Annotated in this window: 21 protein-coding genes; 16 read left to right on the top strand and 5 right to left on the bottom strand. The window is 47.7% G+C overall.

The features are described from left to right. Nucleotides 1–174 precede the first annotated feature (174 nt). From SK34_RS06055 to SK34_RS06045, 3 genes are read right to left on the bottom strand one after another with little or no spacing between them, the layout of a single operon-like run. Nucleotides 175–1,386, bottom strand: a complete 1,212-nt coding sequence (locus tag SK34_RS06055) for a hypothetical protein (RefSeq protein ID WP_048232629.1) — start codon at nt 1,384–1,386, stop codon at nt 175–177. Nucleotides 1,387–1,390: 4 nt separating this feature from the next. Further along, a complete protein-coding gene (locus tag SK34_RS06050; RefSeq protein WP_048232627.1) occupies nt 1,391–2,410 on the bottom strand; it encodes a site-specific integrase in 1,020 nt (339 codons plus the stop codon). Between the two features lies 1 nt (nt 2,411). Next, the gene (locus SK34_RS06045; protein WP_048232626.1) at nt 2,412–3,044 is read right to left on the bottom strand and encodes a phage repressor protein CI; all 633 of its coding nucleotides are present in this window, start codon (nt 3,042–3,044) and stop codon (nt 2,412–2,414) included. 119 nt (nt 3,045–3,163) lie between these two features. On the opposite strand from SK34_RS06045, the gene SK34_RS06040 reads away from it, so the two are divergent. The 15 genes from SK34_RS06040 to SK34_RS05980 all read left to right on the top strand — a co-directional run bounded on the left by SK34_RS06040 (nt 3,164) and on the right by SK34_RS05980 (nt 12,292). Continuing rightward, nucleotides 3,164–3,406 carry a hypothetical protein gene (locus SK34_RS06040; protein ID WP_001397669.1) on the top strand — a complete coding sequence of 81 codons (243 nt, stop codon included), beginning with the start codon at nt 3,164–3,166 and terminating at the stop codon, nt 3,404–3,406. A 32-nt stretch (nt 3,407–3,438) separates the two neighbouring features. Then, nucleotides 3,439–3,948 carry a phage regulatory CII family protein gene (locus SK34_RS06035; protein WP_048232623.1) on the top strand — a complete coding sequence of 170 codons (510 nt, stop codon included), beginning with the start codon at nt 3,439–3,441 and terminating at the stop codon, nt 3,946–3,948. Nucleotides 3,949–3,955: 7 nt separating this feature from the next. Beyond that, nucleotides 3,956–4,156, top strand: a complete 201-nt coding sequence (locus SK34_RS23505) for a phage filamentation protein Fil family protein (RefSeq protein ID WP_075262635.1) — start codon at nt 3,956–3,958, stop codon at nt 4,154–4,156. Continuing rightward, complete coding sequence (locus SK34_RS06030; protein ID WP_000963480.1) at nt 4,120–4,461, top strand: DUF5347 family protein; 342 nt, start codon at nt 4,120–4,122, stop codon at nt 4,459–4,461. Before SK34_RS23505 ends, SK34_RS06030 begins: the two co-directional genes overlap by 37 nt. Before the next feature lie 67 nt (nt 4,462–4,528). Further along, the gene (locus SK34_RS06025; protein WP_048232621.1) at nt 4,529–4,762 is read left to right on the top strand and encodes a DUF2732 family protein; all 234 of its coding nucleotides are present in this window, start codon (nt 4,529–4,531) and stop codon (nt 4,760–4,762) included. Then, on the top strand, nt 4,762–4,989 hold the full coding sequence (locus tag SK34_RS06020) for a TraR/DksA family transcriptional regulator (protein WP_010835218.1): 228 nt from the start codon (nt 4,762–4,764) through the stop codon (nt 4,987–4,989). Before SK34_RS06025 ends, SK34_RS06020 begins: the two co-directional genes overlap by 1 nt. Next, nucleotides 4,986–5,843, top strand: coding sequence for a DNA adenine methylase (locus tag SK34_RS06015; protein ID WP_048232620.1), 858 nt, complete (start codon nt 4,986–4,988; stop codon nt 5,841–5,843). Before SK34_RS06020 ends, SK34_RS06015 begins: the two co-directional genes overlap by 4 nt. Continuing rightward, nucleotides 5,834–8,242, top strand: a complete 2,409-nt coding sequence (locus SK34_RS06010) for a replication endonuclease (RefSeq protein WP_048232618.1) — start codon at nt 5,834–5,836, stop codon at nt 8,240–8,242. The genes SK34_RS06015 and SK34_RS06010 overlap by 10 nt, the downstream gene beginning before the upstream one ends. Before the next feature lie 158 nt (nt 8,243–8,400). Continuing rightward, complete coding sequence (locus SK34_RS06005; protein WP_001154444.1) at nt 8,401–8,589, top strand: hypothetical protein; 189 nt, start codon at nt 8,401–8,403, stop codon at nt 8,587–8,589. Nucleotides 8,590–8,600: 11 nt separating this feature from the next. Continuing rightward, complete coding sequence (locus SK34_RS06000; RefSeq protein ID WP_048232616.1) at nt 8,601–8,834, top strand: DinI-like family protein; 234 nt, start codon at nt 8,601–8,603, stop codon at nt 8,832–8,834. Nucleotides 8,835–9,120: 286 nt separating this feature from the next. Continuing rightward, nucleotides 9,121–9,339 (top strand): hypothetical protein, encoded by a 219-nt coding sequence (locus SK34_RS05995; RefSeq protein WP_048232614.1) that lies wholly within the window; start codon nt 9,121–9,123, stop codon nt 9,337–9,339. Continuing rightward, a complete protein-coding gene (locus SK34_RS05990) occupies nt 9,339–10,181 on the top strand; it encodes a DUF2207 domain-containing protein (protein WP_048232612.1) in 843 nt (280 codons plus the stop codon). The genes SK34_RS05995 and SK34_RS05990 overlap by 1 nt, the downstream gene beginning before the upstream one ends. A gap of 9 nt (nt 10,182–10,190) precedes the next feature. Then, nucleotides 10,191–10,352 (top strand): hypothetical protein, encoded by a 162-nt coding sequence (locus SK34_RS24815; RefSeq protein ID WP_197081264.1) that lies wholly within the window; start codon nt 10,191–10,193, stop codon nt 10,350–10,352. A gap of 40 nt (nt 10,353–10,392) precedes the next feature. Then, nucleotides 10,393–11,625 carry an AAA family ATPase gene (locus SK34_RS05985; protein WP_048232611.1) on the top strand — a complete coding sequence of 411 codons (1,233 nt, stop codon included), beginning with the start codon at nt 10,393–10,395 and terminating at the stop codon, nt 11,623–11,625. Beyond that, nucleotides 11,618–12,292, top strand: coding sequence for an HNH endonuclease family protein (locus SK34_RS05980; RefSeq protein ID WP_048232609.1), 675 nt, complete (start codon nt 11,618–11,620; stop codon nt 12,290–12,292). Before SK34_RS05985 ends, SK34_RS05980 begins: the two co-directional genes overlap by 8 nt. Nucleotides 12,293–12,321: 29 nt before the next feature. On the opposite strand, the gene SK34_RS05975 is transcribed toward SK34_RS05980, so the two are convergent. Then, nucleotides 12,322–13,353 (bottom strand): phage portal protein, encoded by a 1,032-nt coding sequence (locus SK34_RS05975; RefSeq protein ID WP_048232607.1) that lies wholly within the window; start codon nt 13,351–13,353, stop codon nt 12,322–12,324. Beyond that, nucleotides 13,353–15,119, bottom strand: a complete 1,767-nt coding sequence (locus tag SK34_RS05970) for a terminase ATPase subunit family protein (protein ID WP_048232606.1) — start codon at nt 15,117–15,119, stop codon at nt 13,353–13,355. Before SK34_RS05970 ends, SK34_RS05975 begins: the two co-directional genes overlap by 1 nt. A 142-nt stretch (nt 15,120–15,261) precedes the next feature. Between SK34_RS05970 and SK34_RS05965 the strand changes: the two genes are divergently transcribed. Continuing rightward, complete coding sequence (locus tag SK34_RS05965; RefSeq protein ID WP_048232604.1) at nt 15,262–16,095, top strand: GPO family capsid scaffolding protein; 834 nt, start codon at nt 15,262–15,264, stop codon at nt 16,093–16,095. Nucleotides 16,096–16,106: the final 11 nt, after the last annotated feature.

Genomic DNA, 16,106 nt, shown 5'->3' with positions numbered 1-16,106 from the left:
ACCGATGGAGAATTTTGGTGGAGCTGGCGGGAGTTGAACCCGCGTCCGAAATTCCTACATACCATTTTTAGTATAACGAAATCAATGAGTTGCTTTTAAAAACAATATGTTAGTGTTATTTTGTATTTGTCCGTTTTATACATTTTTAATGCTCTGCCGCCATAATGCCGCCACTTAAGGTTCAAGATAATCATGCTTCATCATTTTATGAATTAACAACTGAACTTTTTTGAATGAGGTATTGTTGTAATATTCCACTAGAGATTCATCAAAATCTTCAATTGTACCTGATGCTGGAGTTGGCCCTCCCGTTATGAGTCTATCTTCATCCATGCCATTGGTCTTGACGTTTAAAGTACTAAATACTTGCCATGAAACAGGTTTGGTAAATTTAAATATATTTAGTAAGTGTGGGCAGTAATCATATCCAGAATCTAAAATATTATCCATTCTTGGTGGCATAATTATATTAATACCAATATCACTATCTTTTTGATTGAGGATTTTAGTCGTGCGATAAGCGATACCTGCTATTCCCTTATTTTCATTGCTGCTGAGCCATTGCATAAGAAGGTTGGGGATTATGTACTCAGGGTTGAAACTAGAGTTTTTATGTTGTTTTGTATAATTACAGGCTAATACAAGTGGCCAGGAAATTAAGTTCGAAATGACTCTATTCATGGTTCCTGCAGTATCATTATCTAACAGCCATGCTAAGGTGTTTATGTTCAATGCTGATCTCAAATTATAACCAAGATTAAGTATTCTATGTGATGAACCATACTCTGTGATGAATGAAGATACATATAACTTATCAAAATCTGGTTTTTCCATTTCTTGCCAACATACAAAAATTGATGTTCCTAAGTATAGACAAGGAAGGCCTGAGACTGAGTATCTTTGTGCATTCACAAGATAACGTTTAGAAAAAGGAATATGAAAGATATCACGCCTTTCTTTTATTATTTGATCACTTTTTCTTACGCGAAATAGAGGTTTGCCAGAATGACAAAACTCACTTAAAGGAACAGACATGTTATAGATGTGATCATTTATATTTGTCTTGGTGATGGCATGATCAAATGTTAGATAAGATTCTTTGATTTTACCATTTAAATATAATTTAAGTGTTTCTGAGATTTTATCTGAGAGTGTTTTTGTGCTTTTTATTCTTGCTTTTATTTCACGAATTACAAAGTTATGAGGGTTCTCAGTGTAAATCTTGTTTATGACATCTAGGTAACATTTAACTCTATCATTAAAATCTGTAATGATGTTGTTCCCTGCAAGGTAGGGAGCTTTTAATAATGGTTTGGACTCCATTTCGAATAATATTTCATTAAGCATTGCTACATATTCTGTGGTACTGACTTTATTAATTTTCATTATGTTAGATCGCTAGTGATGATAAAGGGTTTTTTGTTATAGCATCTTCAAGGTGTTCAGGTGAAAAATGAGAATAGACCATAGTCATTTTTATATCTGAATGGCCTAAAATATCTCTCAGTACAAGAATATTTCCTCCATTCATCATAAAGTAACTGGCGAATGTATGGCGCAGTACGTGGGTGCATTGGCCTTCAGGCAGGTCGATACCAGCGCGTTTCACTGCTCGTTCAAAGGCTTTTCTGCACGGGGTGAATAGCTTCCCTCTGTTCTTGGGGAGTTCGTCATACAGATCCTGAGATATTGGCACGGTACGGTTTTTCTTGCCTTTCGTCTTGGTATAAGTGATGCGGTATTTTGATAACTGATGGCCCTGAAGATTTTCAGCTTCGCTCCAGCGCGCGCCAGTGGCGAGGCATATTTTTGCTATCATCAACAGGCTGGGGCTTTGAGAATCAGCGCAGGCATCCAGCAGGCGTTTAATTTCTTCCGGGGCCAGGAACGCCAGTTCACCCTCTGCGATTTTAAATGTTGGCAGACCGGCGAGCGGGTTGGGGGCTGACCAGTGGCCTAGTTTTTTCAGAGTCCCAAAAACTGATGACAGGTTTCGTTGTTCAAGGTTTACCGTTCGGGGCTTGACTGGCGACATAAGCGCGCCATCTTCATTTCGCACTTCACCTTTTAGCCGTGCTTCGCGGTATTTCGTAAAGTCACCGGCGGTCAGCTCTGAGGCGATGGGATCGCCCAGGCCATTACAGATAATTCTAAGTTTCGCCATCAGGCGTTTGGGGTCTGCAAGCGTCTGCCCGTAAAGCGAGTGCCATTGCTCTATCACTTCTGACAGATGCCGCCGATCCTCCTTTTCCCCCAACCATGGTTTTTTGTTCACTTCATCCATGGTGAAGTTTTCGAATGCTGTGGCCTCGCCTTTCGTCGCAAATTGCTTGCGCACGCGTTTGCCGTCGCGCCCGTTCGGGTAGCACTCACACAGCCATTTTCCGTTCGGCTGCTTTCTGATAGTCATATCAAAGGCTCTTAATTATTTTTAAAGCGCGGCCTACCACCTCGATATCATCAAGGCTGCACTCAAAGGATGATTCGTCTTGGTGGACCACCAATCTGTTTCCTGGTAGCCGTGTTAACTTCACGATGCTTTTTATTCCGTCGATATCTACTAACCACATGCCGTTTACTGGTGGTGTTTGGCTACGGTCTACTAAATAAGAATCACCAGCAGTATTTACAAGCAGTAGGTTACTTGAGTCTGAGGGGAGCAGGCTGCTATCAATTATTGCTTTTCCTGCATTGTTCAATAAACCGCCGTTGAGAGTAGCCTTGTCAATTTCGGGGGAAACAAGCTCAGAAAGGGGTTTAACTTTGCCAGAGTTCACGAAATTGATATCTTTTTTATGGTCGATGTTTGAACCTGGCTCGCCCTGTCCGGTAGTGAGCCAGAGTAAAGAAACCCCTGTCTCCAAAGCACACTGAATCACCCATTCTGCCGGAAAACTATCTCTTAAGTATCTGTTTGCCATGGTGCTTTTTGATGCGCCTAGGTGATCGCACAGTTGCTGTCTGGACTTGAAATCATAGGCAGCCATTAGCCTATGGATAGCCTCTCTTCCCCCGGTATTCTCGCCAGCTTTCACCTGTATCATTTTTTAACCCTATTGACGTATCAAATATTGGATCGTAGTATCTCGATGTATCAATTATTGAATCAAGTAAAACAAGATAAAACGACGTAAACCAAACCTTAACCGAGAGATATTGCACTATGAGCACTGATATTTCAATTCGTGTACCAAAAGAGATGGCTACGCCTGCAGAGTTCGCGGAGTGGGAAGGCATTTCCCGTGGCTCTGTGTATCAAAAAATTCACCATGGCCATCTTGCTAAGTACATGGTCAAGAAAGAAAAAAATAAAGGGCGCGTAAGTCTGCGTTACCTGATGTACAAAACCGACCAGGTTCGTGAATCTCTCGGTCATTCTAACTTCCGTGTCATTGTTGGTCAGTAAGTTCAATTATGAGAACTTTTTGAGGGGGGCACATGTTTGATTATAAGATTTCCAAACATCCACACTTTGACGAAGCCTGCCGGGCATTCGCGCTACGTCACAACATGGCGAAGCTGGCAGAACGTGCGGGAATGAACGTCCAGACGTTGCGTAACAAACTGAACCCAGACCAACCACATCAACTCACTCCGCCGGAGATCTGGCTGCTGACTGATATCACAGAGGACTCAACTCTGGTTGATGGCTTTCTGGCTCAGATTCACTGCCTACCGTGCGTGCCATTGAATGAAGTAGCAAAAGAGAACCTACCGCATTACGTCATGAGCGCAACTGCGGAGATTGGGCGAGTAGCTGCAGGCGCAGTATCCGGTGATGTGAAAACCAGTGCAGGCCGCCGCGATGTTATCAATAGCATCAACTCTGTTACGCGCTTAATGGCACTGACAGCTGTTTCATTACATGCGCGTTTGCAGGCCAACCCAGCGATGGCAAACGCGGTGGATACTGTGACGGGCCTCGGCGCTTCGTTCGGTCTGATCTGAGGTGGTTATGCTGACTAAAGAACCATCCTTTGCATCTCTGCTCGTTAAGCAAAGTCCTGCAATGTACTGCGGTCATGGCTGGATTATGGGGAAGGATGGCAAGCGCTGGCACCCGTGCCGTTCTCAGGATGCGCTGCTGGCTGAATTGTCCACTAAAAAGCAGGGGAAACCATGGCTATTGAAGGGGATGCTGCGACTGTTCCGCTAAGCGCTGGCCTCCGCCTTAATGGGTTAAACCACATCGCGGAATTAAGGGCGAAAGTGTTTGGCTTAAATATTGATTCAGAACTGGAGCGCTTTATTAGCGATATGCGGGACCAACGGGATATTAACCATGAACAGAATAAACGCGCACTAGCCGCAATATTCTTTATGGCAAAGATTCCGGCGGAACGTCATAGCGTCAATGTTAGTGAGCTGACGACTGACGAAAAGCGGGAGCTGATTAAAGCAATGAACCATTTCCGTACAGTGGTGAGTTTATTTCCAAATCGGCTAGCCATGCCGAATTAACCAACAACCGAAATTAAAGGCGTAAACCCGCCGGGCTTCTTATTGCCCAAATTCAGGAGAAACAACAATGCGAAATATTGAAACCCGAATCACCAAAACAGGACCAGATGATGCTGGCCTTAACCAGATGCTGACTGATGTACGCATGGAAGAACGCCGTGCACGTGCCGCGGCAATGGCAGCCCGTCTTGATAGCCTGGCTTGCCATATCACGTCACGTCAGCTTAACCACGTTGAAGCGGCGGAGCTGCTGCGTATTGCGGCTGAAAACATTCAGAACGAAGCGCAGGAGATCCACTGATGGCTGATTCAATGGACCTTGTACAACAACGCGTTGAAGAAGAGCGTCAGCGTCACATCCACACCGCCCGCAACAGAACGCCGGGCGTTTCCCGTGTGCTCTGCGTTGATTGCGATGCACCGATCCCGCCAGCTCGCCGTCGCGCTATTCCGGGTGTGCAGTGCTGTGTCACTTGTCAGGAGATTGCGGAGCTGAAAGGTAAACATTACGTAGGCGGTGCTGTATGAGCACTATCCTGAAATGGGCGGGAAATAAAACCGCAATAATGCCGGAACTGATTAAACACCTTCCTGCGGGCCCGCGACTGGTTGAACCTTTTGCCGGTTCCTGTGCTGTGATGATGGCGACAGACTATCCTCATTATCTTGTCGCGGATATTAATCCAGACCTGATTAATCTTTATCAGGTGATTAAGAATGATGTTGAATACTTCATCGAAGAGGGACGATATCTTTTTGAAGCCCGTAATGATTCAGAGGCATATTATAAGACGAGACAGGAGTTTAACTTGCGCCATGGTGGCGCAATTGAACGCGCATTGTATTTCTTATATTTAAATCGCCATGGTTATCGCGGACTGTGTCGCTATAATTTGGACGGTTATTTTAATGTTCCTTATGGTAATTATAAAAAGCCGTACTTCCCTGAAAACGAAATACGCGCATTTGCAGAAAAAGCAAAACGCGCAACGTTTATCTGCGCCAGCTATGACGAGACACTGGCACTGCTGCAAACGGGTGATGTTGTCTATTGCGATCCGCCATATGACGGCACGTTTAACGGATATCACACAGCTGGTTTTACAGAGGATGATCAGCACCATCTGGCGTCTATTCTTGAACGCCGGTCATCAGAAGGTCATCCGGTTATCGTGTCCAACAGCGATACGTCTCTGACCCGTTCGCTTTATCGTGATTTTACTCGCCATCGTATAACCGCTAAGCGCAGCATGGGCGTGGCTGCCGGTGATAGTAAAACTGCAGTAGAAATCATCGCCACAAAATCAGCATGCTGGTTTGGTGTTGATTTGGCGTCTGGTCCTGATATCTCGGTGGAAGCTGAGGTGCGGGCGTGGCAGTGAGTAAATTCACATTACATCATGCACAAACCACCGGCGGCTCGAATGAGGCCGCCGTGGCCTTTCCATGGAATGCCCCAAAAAAAGCGGTTAATCCGTATCTGGACCCGGCGGACGTTGCGCCGGAGACTGCGCTTTCAAACCTCATCACTCTGTACACTGCGGATAACGAGCAGGAGCATCTGCGGCGTGAGGTGCTGAGTGATAAGGTTTGGGAACGTTATTTCTTCAATGAATCCCGCGATCCTGTCCAGCGTGAAATAGAGCAGGATCGGCTGATTAGCCATGCAAAAATGGCCCGCGAACAGCAGCGCGTTAATCCCGATTTGGTGATTATTGCCGATGTAAGCGCCATGCCTGCCCATATCAGCAAGCCTCTGCTGGAGCGGATTAAATACTTCCATATCCTGGGCAGGGCTAAAGCTTATTCCCGCTATCTGCGCGAAACAATCAGACCGTGTCTTGAGCGGCTGGAGCGCGTGCGTGACAGCCAGGTGTCTGCGTCTTTCCGCTTCATGGCGAGCCAGGACGGGCTGGAGGGGCTACTGGTATTGTCTGAAATGAGTCAGGATCAGGTCAAACGTCTGTCCACGCTGGTTGCGGCACATATGAGCATGTGCCTTGATGCTGCCTGCGGTGATCTGTTTGTTGCTGAAGATGTTAAACCAGAAGAAATCCGCCAGGTATGGGAAAGGGTTGCTGCAGAAGCCATGCGCCTTGAGGTCATCCCTCCTGCCTTTGAGAAGTTACGCCGCAAAAAGCGCCGCCGCAAGCCGGTGCCTTATGAACTGATCCCACCGTCGCTGGCGCGCATGCTGTGCGCGGACTGGTGGTATCGCAAATTGTGGCAGATGCGCTGTGAGTGGCGGGAGGAGCAACTGCGTGCCGTCTGCCTGGTCAACAAGAAAGCGTCCCCGTATGTCAGCTATGAAGCCGTGATCCACAAACGCGAGCAGCGGCGTAAATCGCTGGAGTTCTTCCGCTCGCATGAGCTGGTCAACGAAGACGGTGACACACTGGACATGGAAGATGTGGTGAACGCCAGCAACAGCAACCCGGCGCACCGCCGTAATGAAATGATGGCCTGTGTTAAAGGGCTGGAGCTGATCGCGGAAATGCGCGGAGACTGCGCGGTATTTTATACCATCACCTGCCCTTCACGCTTCCACGCAACCCTCAATAATGGCAGACCTAATCCGAAATGGACCAGCGCCACTGTCCGGCAGAGCAGTGATTATCTGGTTGATACATTCGCCGCTTTTCGCAAGGCCATGCACAAGGCCGGGCTGCGCTGGTACGGCGTCCGCGTTGCAGAGCCTCACCATGACGGCACCGTGCACTGGCATCTTCTGTGCTTTATGCGCAAAAAAGACCGTCGCTCCATCACCGCGCTGCTGCGTAAGTTTGCAATCCGTGAAGACCGCGAGGAGCTGGGCACCAATACCGGGCCGCGCTTCAAGTCTGAGCTAATCAACCCGCGCAAGGGCACGCCGACCAGCTACATCGCTAAATACATCAGTAAGAACATTGACGGGCGCGGACTGGCTAAAGAAATCAGTAAAGAAACCGGCAGGTCACTGCGTGACAGCGCCGAGCTTGTCAGCGCCTGGGCGTCACTACACCGTGTCCAGCAATTTCGTTTCTTTGGTATTCCGGGACGTCAGGCATACCGTGAGCTGCGCTTGCTGGCTGGTCAGGCGGCGAGAGTGCAGGGCGAACGCAAAGCGGGTGCGCCGGTACTGGATAATCCGCGTCTGGATGCGGTACTGGCAGCTGCAGATGCGGGTTGCTTTGCCACCTACATCATGAAGCAGGGCGGTGTACTGGTCCCCCGCAAACATCATCTTGTCCGCACGGCTTATGAGCTTAACGACGAACCGAGCGCCTACGGCGATCACGGTATCCGTATCTATGGCATCTGGTCCCCGATTGTAGAGGGCAAGATTTGCACGCACGCGATGAAGTGGAAAAAGGTTCGTAAGGCCGTTGACGTTCAGGAGGCGGTAGCTGACCAGGGCGCTTGCGCCCCTTGGACTCGTGGCAATAACTGTCCCCCTGTTGAAAATCTGAACAAATCAGGGAGTGAATTACCCGATATTAAAACCATGGATGAGAAGGAGCTGCAGGAATATCTCTACAACATGGGCCAGAAGGAACGGCGGGAGCTGACAGCCAGGTTAAGACTGGTAAAACCTAAGCGGAAAAAAGCATACAAACAGAGTATTTCGGAGCAGCAGCGCCTGCAGCTTGAGGCAGAACTGACTGCCAGAGGGTTTGAACGTAGTGCATCGGAGATTGATTTGCTTTTGCGTGGCGGCAGTATTCCATCTGGAGCAGGGATGCGAATTTTTTACCGGAACCAGCGGCTGCAGGAAGATGATAAATGGCGGCAGTGGTACTAAGACTGCTGTTTAACATTTCGTGCTTTATTGACTGGCGTCAGTGCATCCAATTGACTGACAAAAAACAGTTTTACATTTTTCTGTTCCTACTATACTGTTTATATAAACAGTGGGTATATATACAGTTGTTGTGTATCCGTGTAATGATAGGAGGGAAGATGCAGGACTATCTTTTGGAGTCATTGAAGCTCCAGCGTATTGATTTTTTTATCAAGCTTGTAGCGGCTAGTGAGTGCAGCGACGAAGAAAAGCGGCTGGCTATCCAGTGGGTGTCCGAACTGACAGACGAGTTGATGGCGAAAATTCGCAGCCATGAATACAGCCGGTCAATGGACGTTACCAGTTAAAGGGAATCTGTATGCGCATTGAAATAATGATCGATAAAGAGCAGAAGATTAGCCAGGTCACACTGGAAGCCCTTGAATCCGAGCTTTACCGTAATTTGCGCCCTCTGTATCCCAAAACAGCAATTCGTATCCGTAAGGACAGCGCCAATGGTGTTGAGTTGAGCGGGTTAAAACTGGATGAAGACAAAAAGCGAGTGATGGAAATAATGCAGCAGGTCTGGGAGGACGACAGCTGGTTACATTAGTGAACGTTGCGGACGATAAAACTGGTTTTTACCGTCCGCAAGGTTGAACAACGAGCCACGCGAGGCGTTAGAAATTGTCTTTGTTAGTGCCTACTTCTCATAAGAGGCACTATATATGCTAAATGCAGCGCGTTAAGGCAGAAACATCTTGCACGATTAGGCGCAATGAACTTAAGTTAAGTAACACAACCAACAGTGAAAACGGTTGTCTTAGTTATAAGGAATTTGCTGTTGTGGTTGTTGGTGACGAAGTGTACACTTCCGCGCCATGTAAAAAGGAGGAGTTATGTCAAATATCGCCGCATTGAGGCTGGGTAATCCAGTTGAACGTTTGGCACGGGTTCTAAAAGAGAACCAGGACAAGCTCAATCTGAGTAAAGATGGTTTTGTGTCCGTAGATTTGTCCAACGAAGAAGCTATGAAAGCCATCAGAGAACAGATGGATAAGCTTGAAGGCATCAAAACGAACACTGTTAAAGCAAAACATTATTACAGAACCCGATAATGGCAACATTACTTTTAGCAGTGATTTTGGTTAGCGGTTTTTTATATGTAAACCTATCACTTTCAACACGATACAGATATAAGCGTTCCAATGGCTGGGACGCTTATTTTTTTGTGGCTGCATGGGGGATCGTGTTTTTCCTTGCTGGCGGCTTCCTTACCTTTGCTCTTAACATCAGTGGTGGGTTTCGCTGGCTTTCCAATGCGTTGAACCTGACCCCCGACAGCTTTAACGGGATGCTATCCACCACAACCGATAAATCCCAGCGTATCAATGAAATTAAGCAGATTGCATGGGTTGTGATTTCAATAGTACTGGCGGCCCTGTTCGGTTGGCTTAACAAACGGCGTACTTCAAAAGGTGATCGCCGTTGGGATGCACTGGCAAAGGCCGTGGGGAACAATGCTTTTGAATCACTGCTCATGGAAGCATCAGCGCGCCAGTTTCCTATCATCGCTACACTTTCATCACGCAAAATCTATGTAGGTCTGGTGACTTGCCCTGCACTGGAAAATGGGTTGTCGGAACATCTTGAAATTCTTCCCCTGCTTAGCGGCTACCGTGATAAAGATGATCTCACGATAAGTATCACGACTAATTACCATCAGCACTATCTTGAAAGTGGCGTGATTGGTGGAATGTCGCGCCTGAATATTCAGGATTTTCGTGTGCTGATCCCAAAAGATGAAGTTGAAACTATCTCGTTCTTTGATACTGAAGCGTACAATAAATTTAAAGAAGATGAAGCGCGAGACAGAAAAGACTGCCGTAAGCTGGGTGGCAAAAAGACATCAACCCGCAGGCGAAGGACTGTTGATGATGCGGAACAGAGTAGTGCATGACTATGCCGCATGAAACTGCATGATCGTTTGAGGATCGTTTTTACTGAGGCCCGCCAGAACTGGCGGGCTTTTGCTTATGTCATGCAGGCGCATGAAAACCACGACATAAAGCGGGCAGGCGTGGCGGGGATACGAGTGCGCGCATCAACCTTTTATATTGGAATTTTTTAAAATTTTGATATAAGGTAGAAAAAATACTGGAGAGATCGTCATGGGTAATTTCATCAATAAAATAATGCAAAACATCCCTGCCATACAAAGAGAAATTACTTTAAATGGTAAGAACTTGATAATTGTTGGTAATAATGGGGCTGGTAAAACAAAATTCCTTCATGCTTTAAATGATTATTTAAGTAAAGTTTTTAATAAAGATTATATGGTTACTCTGAAGCAATTGGAAGAATATAAGAAAGAACAGGAAAACCAGTTAAAGCATTATGAAAATGTTAATTCTCGTTACCACACAGTAAAACAAAATATTGGTTATTATGATGTGCGAATTAAAGAAAGGCTATGTTTTGATGTTATTTTCGAAAAGCCTGACTTATTGTTTGGCGATATAAAAGACAATAGGGTTATAACTAGGTTCTTCCCTGCTCATCGACGCTATTTAAGTAATGGTCAAAATTTGCTAACTAGTGTTGATACTCTATTCAATGACTTTAAAGCAGTTTCGCCTCAACAACTTGTAACATGTGATTATTTTGAGCGATATTTGGTTTCAATGTCAAATTATGCCCTAATTGAAAAAGGGGCCGAGTCTATAGATGAGTATGAACGTGTTATTAAAGTAATATCGAAAATCGAGAATGACCTGAAGGTTCTATTTGAAGATGAGACTTTGTCTATTCATTACAACCGGAAAAAACTTCGAATTGAAATACTTCAGGAAGGCAAGGAACCTTCAGGCTTTGATAATCTTCCTTCTGGGTTTGCTTCTGTGCTAGCTATATACGCTGAACTGATTATGCTTGCAGAGTTGAGTGAAGGAACAAAGGATGATATTAGAGGGATTGTTTTGGTCGATGAGATTGATGCTCATTTGCATGTTACAGTACAAAAAAAGGTATTTAATTTTTTCTCAGAAAGTTTTCCTAATGTACAGTTTATTATTACAACCCATTCTCCTTTTGTAGTTCAATCAGTTTCAGATGCAGTCATCTTTAACTTGAATACTGGGGAACAAATGGAAAATCTTTCAGTATATTCATACACATCTATAATTAAAGGTTTGCTGGGGGAATCTGGGAACTCCTCAGAATTAGAGGATTTGCTTTCCGAAATTGATAAGATGTCAAAAGATAATGATTTTGGTAGCCGTTTTATTGAATTAAGCGCCTTGTTGGAACAAAATTTTAGTGTATTAGACGCACGAGCTAAAGCTGTGTTTATGGGAGCCAAAGCAAAAATGGTTGACTGGGAGGAGGCGCAGGATAATGTTTAATGTTATTCGTACTATGCCAGCGCCTGCTAGCTTGGCTTTGCAGCGTGATTATAAAGGAAAAGATGTAATTGATGCTTTACGAGAAATTTTCCATGACAAATGTTACTTATGTGAGCAGGATTTAATTTCAGCGCCTGAAGTCGAACATTTTGTACCTCACAATAAAACTCCCGCTTTACTATATGGGTGGAATAATCTTTTTTACTCTTGTAGGCGATGCAATAGTATAAAAAGTAACAACCATACCAATTTGTTGGACGGGAGTGATCCTAATTTGGATGTCTTCAGTGAAATTGTTCATTATGCAGGTAATGCTGCAACTGGAAATGTGCTTATTAAAGCAAGTAGCCCGTATCCGTCACAAGAAACCATTAATACTGTAAATTTAATACATAAATGTTTTAATGATGATAATACCAGCTTGAAAGGAATATCAAAAGAAAGTCTCCTTGAACTCTTGCTAGAGGATTATGCGCTATTTATAGGTTATAGGATTAAATTGGTTCACAGAAGTAGTACCCCTCGAGAAATACAAGAGGCAAAAGAAAAACTTTCAGTTATGTGTCAAGTTCAACATCGGTTTTCAGTGTTCTGGAAGTGGCATGTCATAGATGATGCTATGCTTAATAGAAAGCATCCAAACATAAGGCGTGAACTTGCTTTTTAATTTTTAGGCGCACGTTGAGTGCGCCATGTTTACAGTTGATATGAACTAAATTTAATTATTTCTTCCCCAATGAAATAATTAAACTCTTTAATCCTTGTTTGTATAGGTAATAGCTCATTTACAACAAATACTTTTGCGGCTTTTTCCACATCCCCAAACCCCCCCACATTACTCGGCATGATCCCCATCATCTGCGGTGGTACACGATGCGCTGCCATCATGTCATCGCGGCTTACGTTCTTGATGTTCAGAAACTCATCCTTAGCAGCCACTTCTGACAACGGGATTATCTGGATACCATCTTTTTTCCCGTTAGGTGAGTACATAAACAGGTTGCGGAAGTTACCTGGTCCTTTGGCGCTTTTCATAGCCTGGCGGATGTTGTTCACGTCCTCCTGATTTTGCGCGGCGTCGGTCATATACATGATGAACCCTGCATGACTGCCGTTGATGTAGTACTTCCGGCGGAACAGCGTGGCGGACTCGTTCAGCAGGGCCGAAGGGATGGCGGACAGGTATTCCGGCAGGCCGTAAATCTCTTGGTTTAAATCCGGCTCCATAAGGTGAAAGATGCTGCCTTTGGTGAACTCGTAGGGCTGCGTGGTCATGCCATACTGCACAAACCAGTAGGTGTCGAGATCGATCCCACGGCGGGTGTATTTCGCCAGTGATGGCTCCAGCGACAGTATGCCGCCGAGCCGGTTGGTGCGCTTCTCCAGATAGGCGTTACCGAATACCAGATAGTCCTGCACAAACCGGCTGAATGCCTGTTGGCTCAGTAGCGGATGTGGGATAAAGGTGCTGGTCAGAATGTTACGTTTCACGGCAATTGGTGAACTGTGATGCACGGCGGCGCGATAGGTGCGCGCCAGTCCGTCAAAACTCACCGGTGGTTCATACCATCTGTCCATCTGTACGCATTCCACATAGTCCAGCAGCTCGCGGCGATCCAGTACCGGGATCGGATCGCCAAAGCTGAATGCTTCGGCGTGAGTTGTATTCTTCTGCTGTTCGGCCTCCTGCACTGGCGCGGTGCTGGTCAGGGCGTCGTGTTCACTCATCAAAAAATCTCCACAATATTGCTGGTATTGGCGGATTCGCCCTGCAGCGGTTCGTTAAACAGTGCGTGCATCGTGGCCCAGGCCAAATCTGCGTGACTGGCTTCTTCGCTGCGGCTGGCTTCGTAGGTAGGGCGGTTGCCGCTGGCGGTAGTGGCGCGGCGGATTGCCATAAAGGACTGCGCAATGTCGGTGTGTCCGGCGTCAAACTCCAGGCGGCGGTGGCTGATAATGTCGTAGGCCTTGAGCACCAGGGCGTTTTTGACGTTGGGGTTGTAGACAAACTCCCGGACAGCGGGAAAGAACGCTTTCACGTTCTCGTAAACGCCGTGCCCGACGCCGGTCGAGTCGATACCGATATAGGTCACGTTGTACTGCTGAGTTAGTTTTTTGATAGCGTCCGCCTGGGCGCGGAAGTCCATCCCGCGCCACTGATGGCGCTCCAGAATGCGGAACTTTCCGCCAGGTACAGTGGGTGGTGCCATAACCACGCAGCCTGCGCTGTCACCGTTCTGCGTACCTTTCGCCGGGTCGTAACCGATCCAGACTTCCCGCCAACCAAACGGGCGCAGTGCCAGCGCCTGGAAATCGGTCCAGACTTCCCAGCTGTCTACCATACACGCCTGCAGCTCGCTGAGCGGGAACACTGACGCCAGATCGTCAATAAATTCGCACATCAGCAGGTTCTGGTATTCGTCCGGGCTGTACTCCATGCGCAGCTGGTCGAGGTCGAACAGGTTACAGCCGCCGCGCACCGCATCCTCCACGGTGACGATCTGGCGGTACTGTCCGTCAGGGCAGAGCAGGCCGCGCGCAAGGTTGCTGTGGGTCAGGTCAATATCCACCTTGTCCGCTTTGGCTCGGCCCCGGTTAAACAGTGCGCCGGACCAGAACGGATAGGCACTGTGGGTCAGGCTGGACGGGGTGGAAAAGTAGGTTTGTCGCCATTTCTTGTGAATGGCCATGCCGGAGGCCACCTTGCGTAGTTCCTGGAATTTCGGTATCCAGAAATATTCATCAAGGTACAGATTGCCGTGGTAGCTCTGCGCCGTACGGGCGTTGGTACCGAGGAAGTACAGGCACGCGCCGTTGCTGAGCGTCATCGGGTCGCCTTTCAGCTCAACATCCACCTCTTTTGCAAAGTCGATGATGTACTGCTTAAAGACGTGCGCCTGCGCCTTACTGGCTGAGAGGAAGATCTGGTTGCGCCCGGTGGTGATGGCATCAATCAGCGCTTCGCGGGCAAAAAAGTATGTTGCCCCAATCTGACGTGATTTAAGCAGGTTGCGAATGCGGTGTTTTACGCCTGCCTGCCACCAGTGGCGCTGATATTCAAACATGCCGTTGCGGAAGATTTCTTCCAGCTTTTCGGTCTGTTCATCGGTGAAAACATTCTTTTCGGGCTGGCGGCGTGGCCCTTTGTTACGGTTGGCAACTTTCGGGTTTAAGTCTGCTTCGTTGCCGCCATCGTTAAATTTACCGATCCGGGCGTGGCGCTCTGACTGGCGCGCCAGCAGGTCAATTTCCTTGAAGTCTTTCCCTTCTTTCTGCTCCTTCATGATGAGCTGGCAGTAACGTGCGGCGGTGGTGAGCTGCATCTGATCCAGCGGCCCATAGTCGCCCCACTTGTCGCGTTTTTTCCAGCTGTGAACGGTTGCAACTTTTTCGCCCAGCATTTCAGCAATGCGGGCTACGCGGTATCCCTGAAAGTACAGCAGCATGGCCTGCCGACGGGGATCGAGGTCTGCGGGGGTCAGTGTCGTGTTCATGGCCCAAACATACGGCCTTGTATGGCGGCTTTCCCCGGCTACGTTTTGTGTGGTTTACCGTACAAATACAGCGCGTTGTCTCATTCCCCCCATCACCGCAAACATAAGGCTCCAGTAAGTTATTTCTAACGGAGCACGGCTCATGACAGTGAAAGCAAAGCGTTTCCGTATCGGGGTGGAAGGTGCCACCACTGACGGGCGCGAGATCCAGCGTGAATGGCTGGTACAGATGGCTGCCAGCTACAACCCGACGGTCTATACCGCGCTGATTAACCTTGAGCACATCAAGTCTTATCTGCCGGACAGCACCTTTAACCGCTACGGCAGGGTGACGGGGCTGGTTGCAGAAGAAATCCAGGACGGCCCGCTGGCGGGCAAGATGGCGCTTTATGCCGATATCGAACCCACGGACGCCCTGGTGGAACTGGTGAAGAAAGGCCAGAAGCTTTTCACCTCCATGGAGGTCAGCACGAAGTTTGCTGACACCGGCAAAGCCTATCTTGTGGGGCTGGGTGCGACGGACGATCCTGCGAGCCTGGGCACCGAAATGCTGGCTTTCAGCGCCAGTGCAGCACATAACCCGCTGGCAAACCGTAAGCTGAACCCTGAAAACCTGTTTTCGGAAGCGGTTGAAACGCTGATTGAACTGGAAGAAGCCCAGGACGAAAAGCCGTCCCTCTTTGCCCGCGTCACCGCGCTGTTCACCAAAAAAGAGCAGACCGACGAGGCGCGATTCTCTGATGTGCATAAAGCCGTGGAGCTGGTCGCTACTGAGCAGCAGATCCTGAGCGAGCGCACTGACAAATCCCTGTCCGATCAGGACCAGCGCCTTTCTGAGCTGGAGTCCTCCCTGCAGGAGCAGCAGACCGCCTTTGCCGAGTTACAGCAGCAGCTGAGCCGTGAAGACAGCCGCAAAGATTACCGCCAGCGCGCGCCGGGCGGTGACGCACCGGCAGGCACCCTGACCAATTGCTGATGGAGCATAAA

Source organism: Citrobacter sp. MGH104 (assembly GCF_001034485.1).
Classification (GTDB): domain Bacteria; phylum Pseudomonadota; class Gammaproteobacteria; order Enterobacterales; family Enterobacteriaceae; genus Citrobacter; species Citrobacter freundii.
Note: the sequence above shows the minus strand (reverse complement) of the source record. Positions and strands in the feature narration are given on the sequence as shown.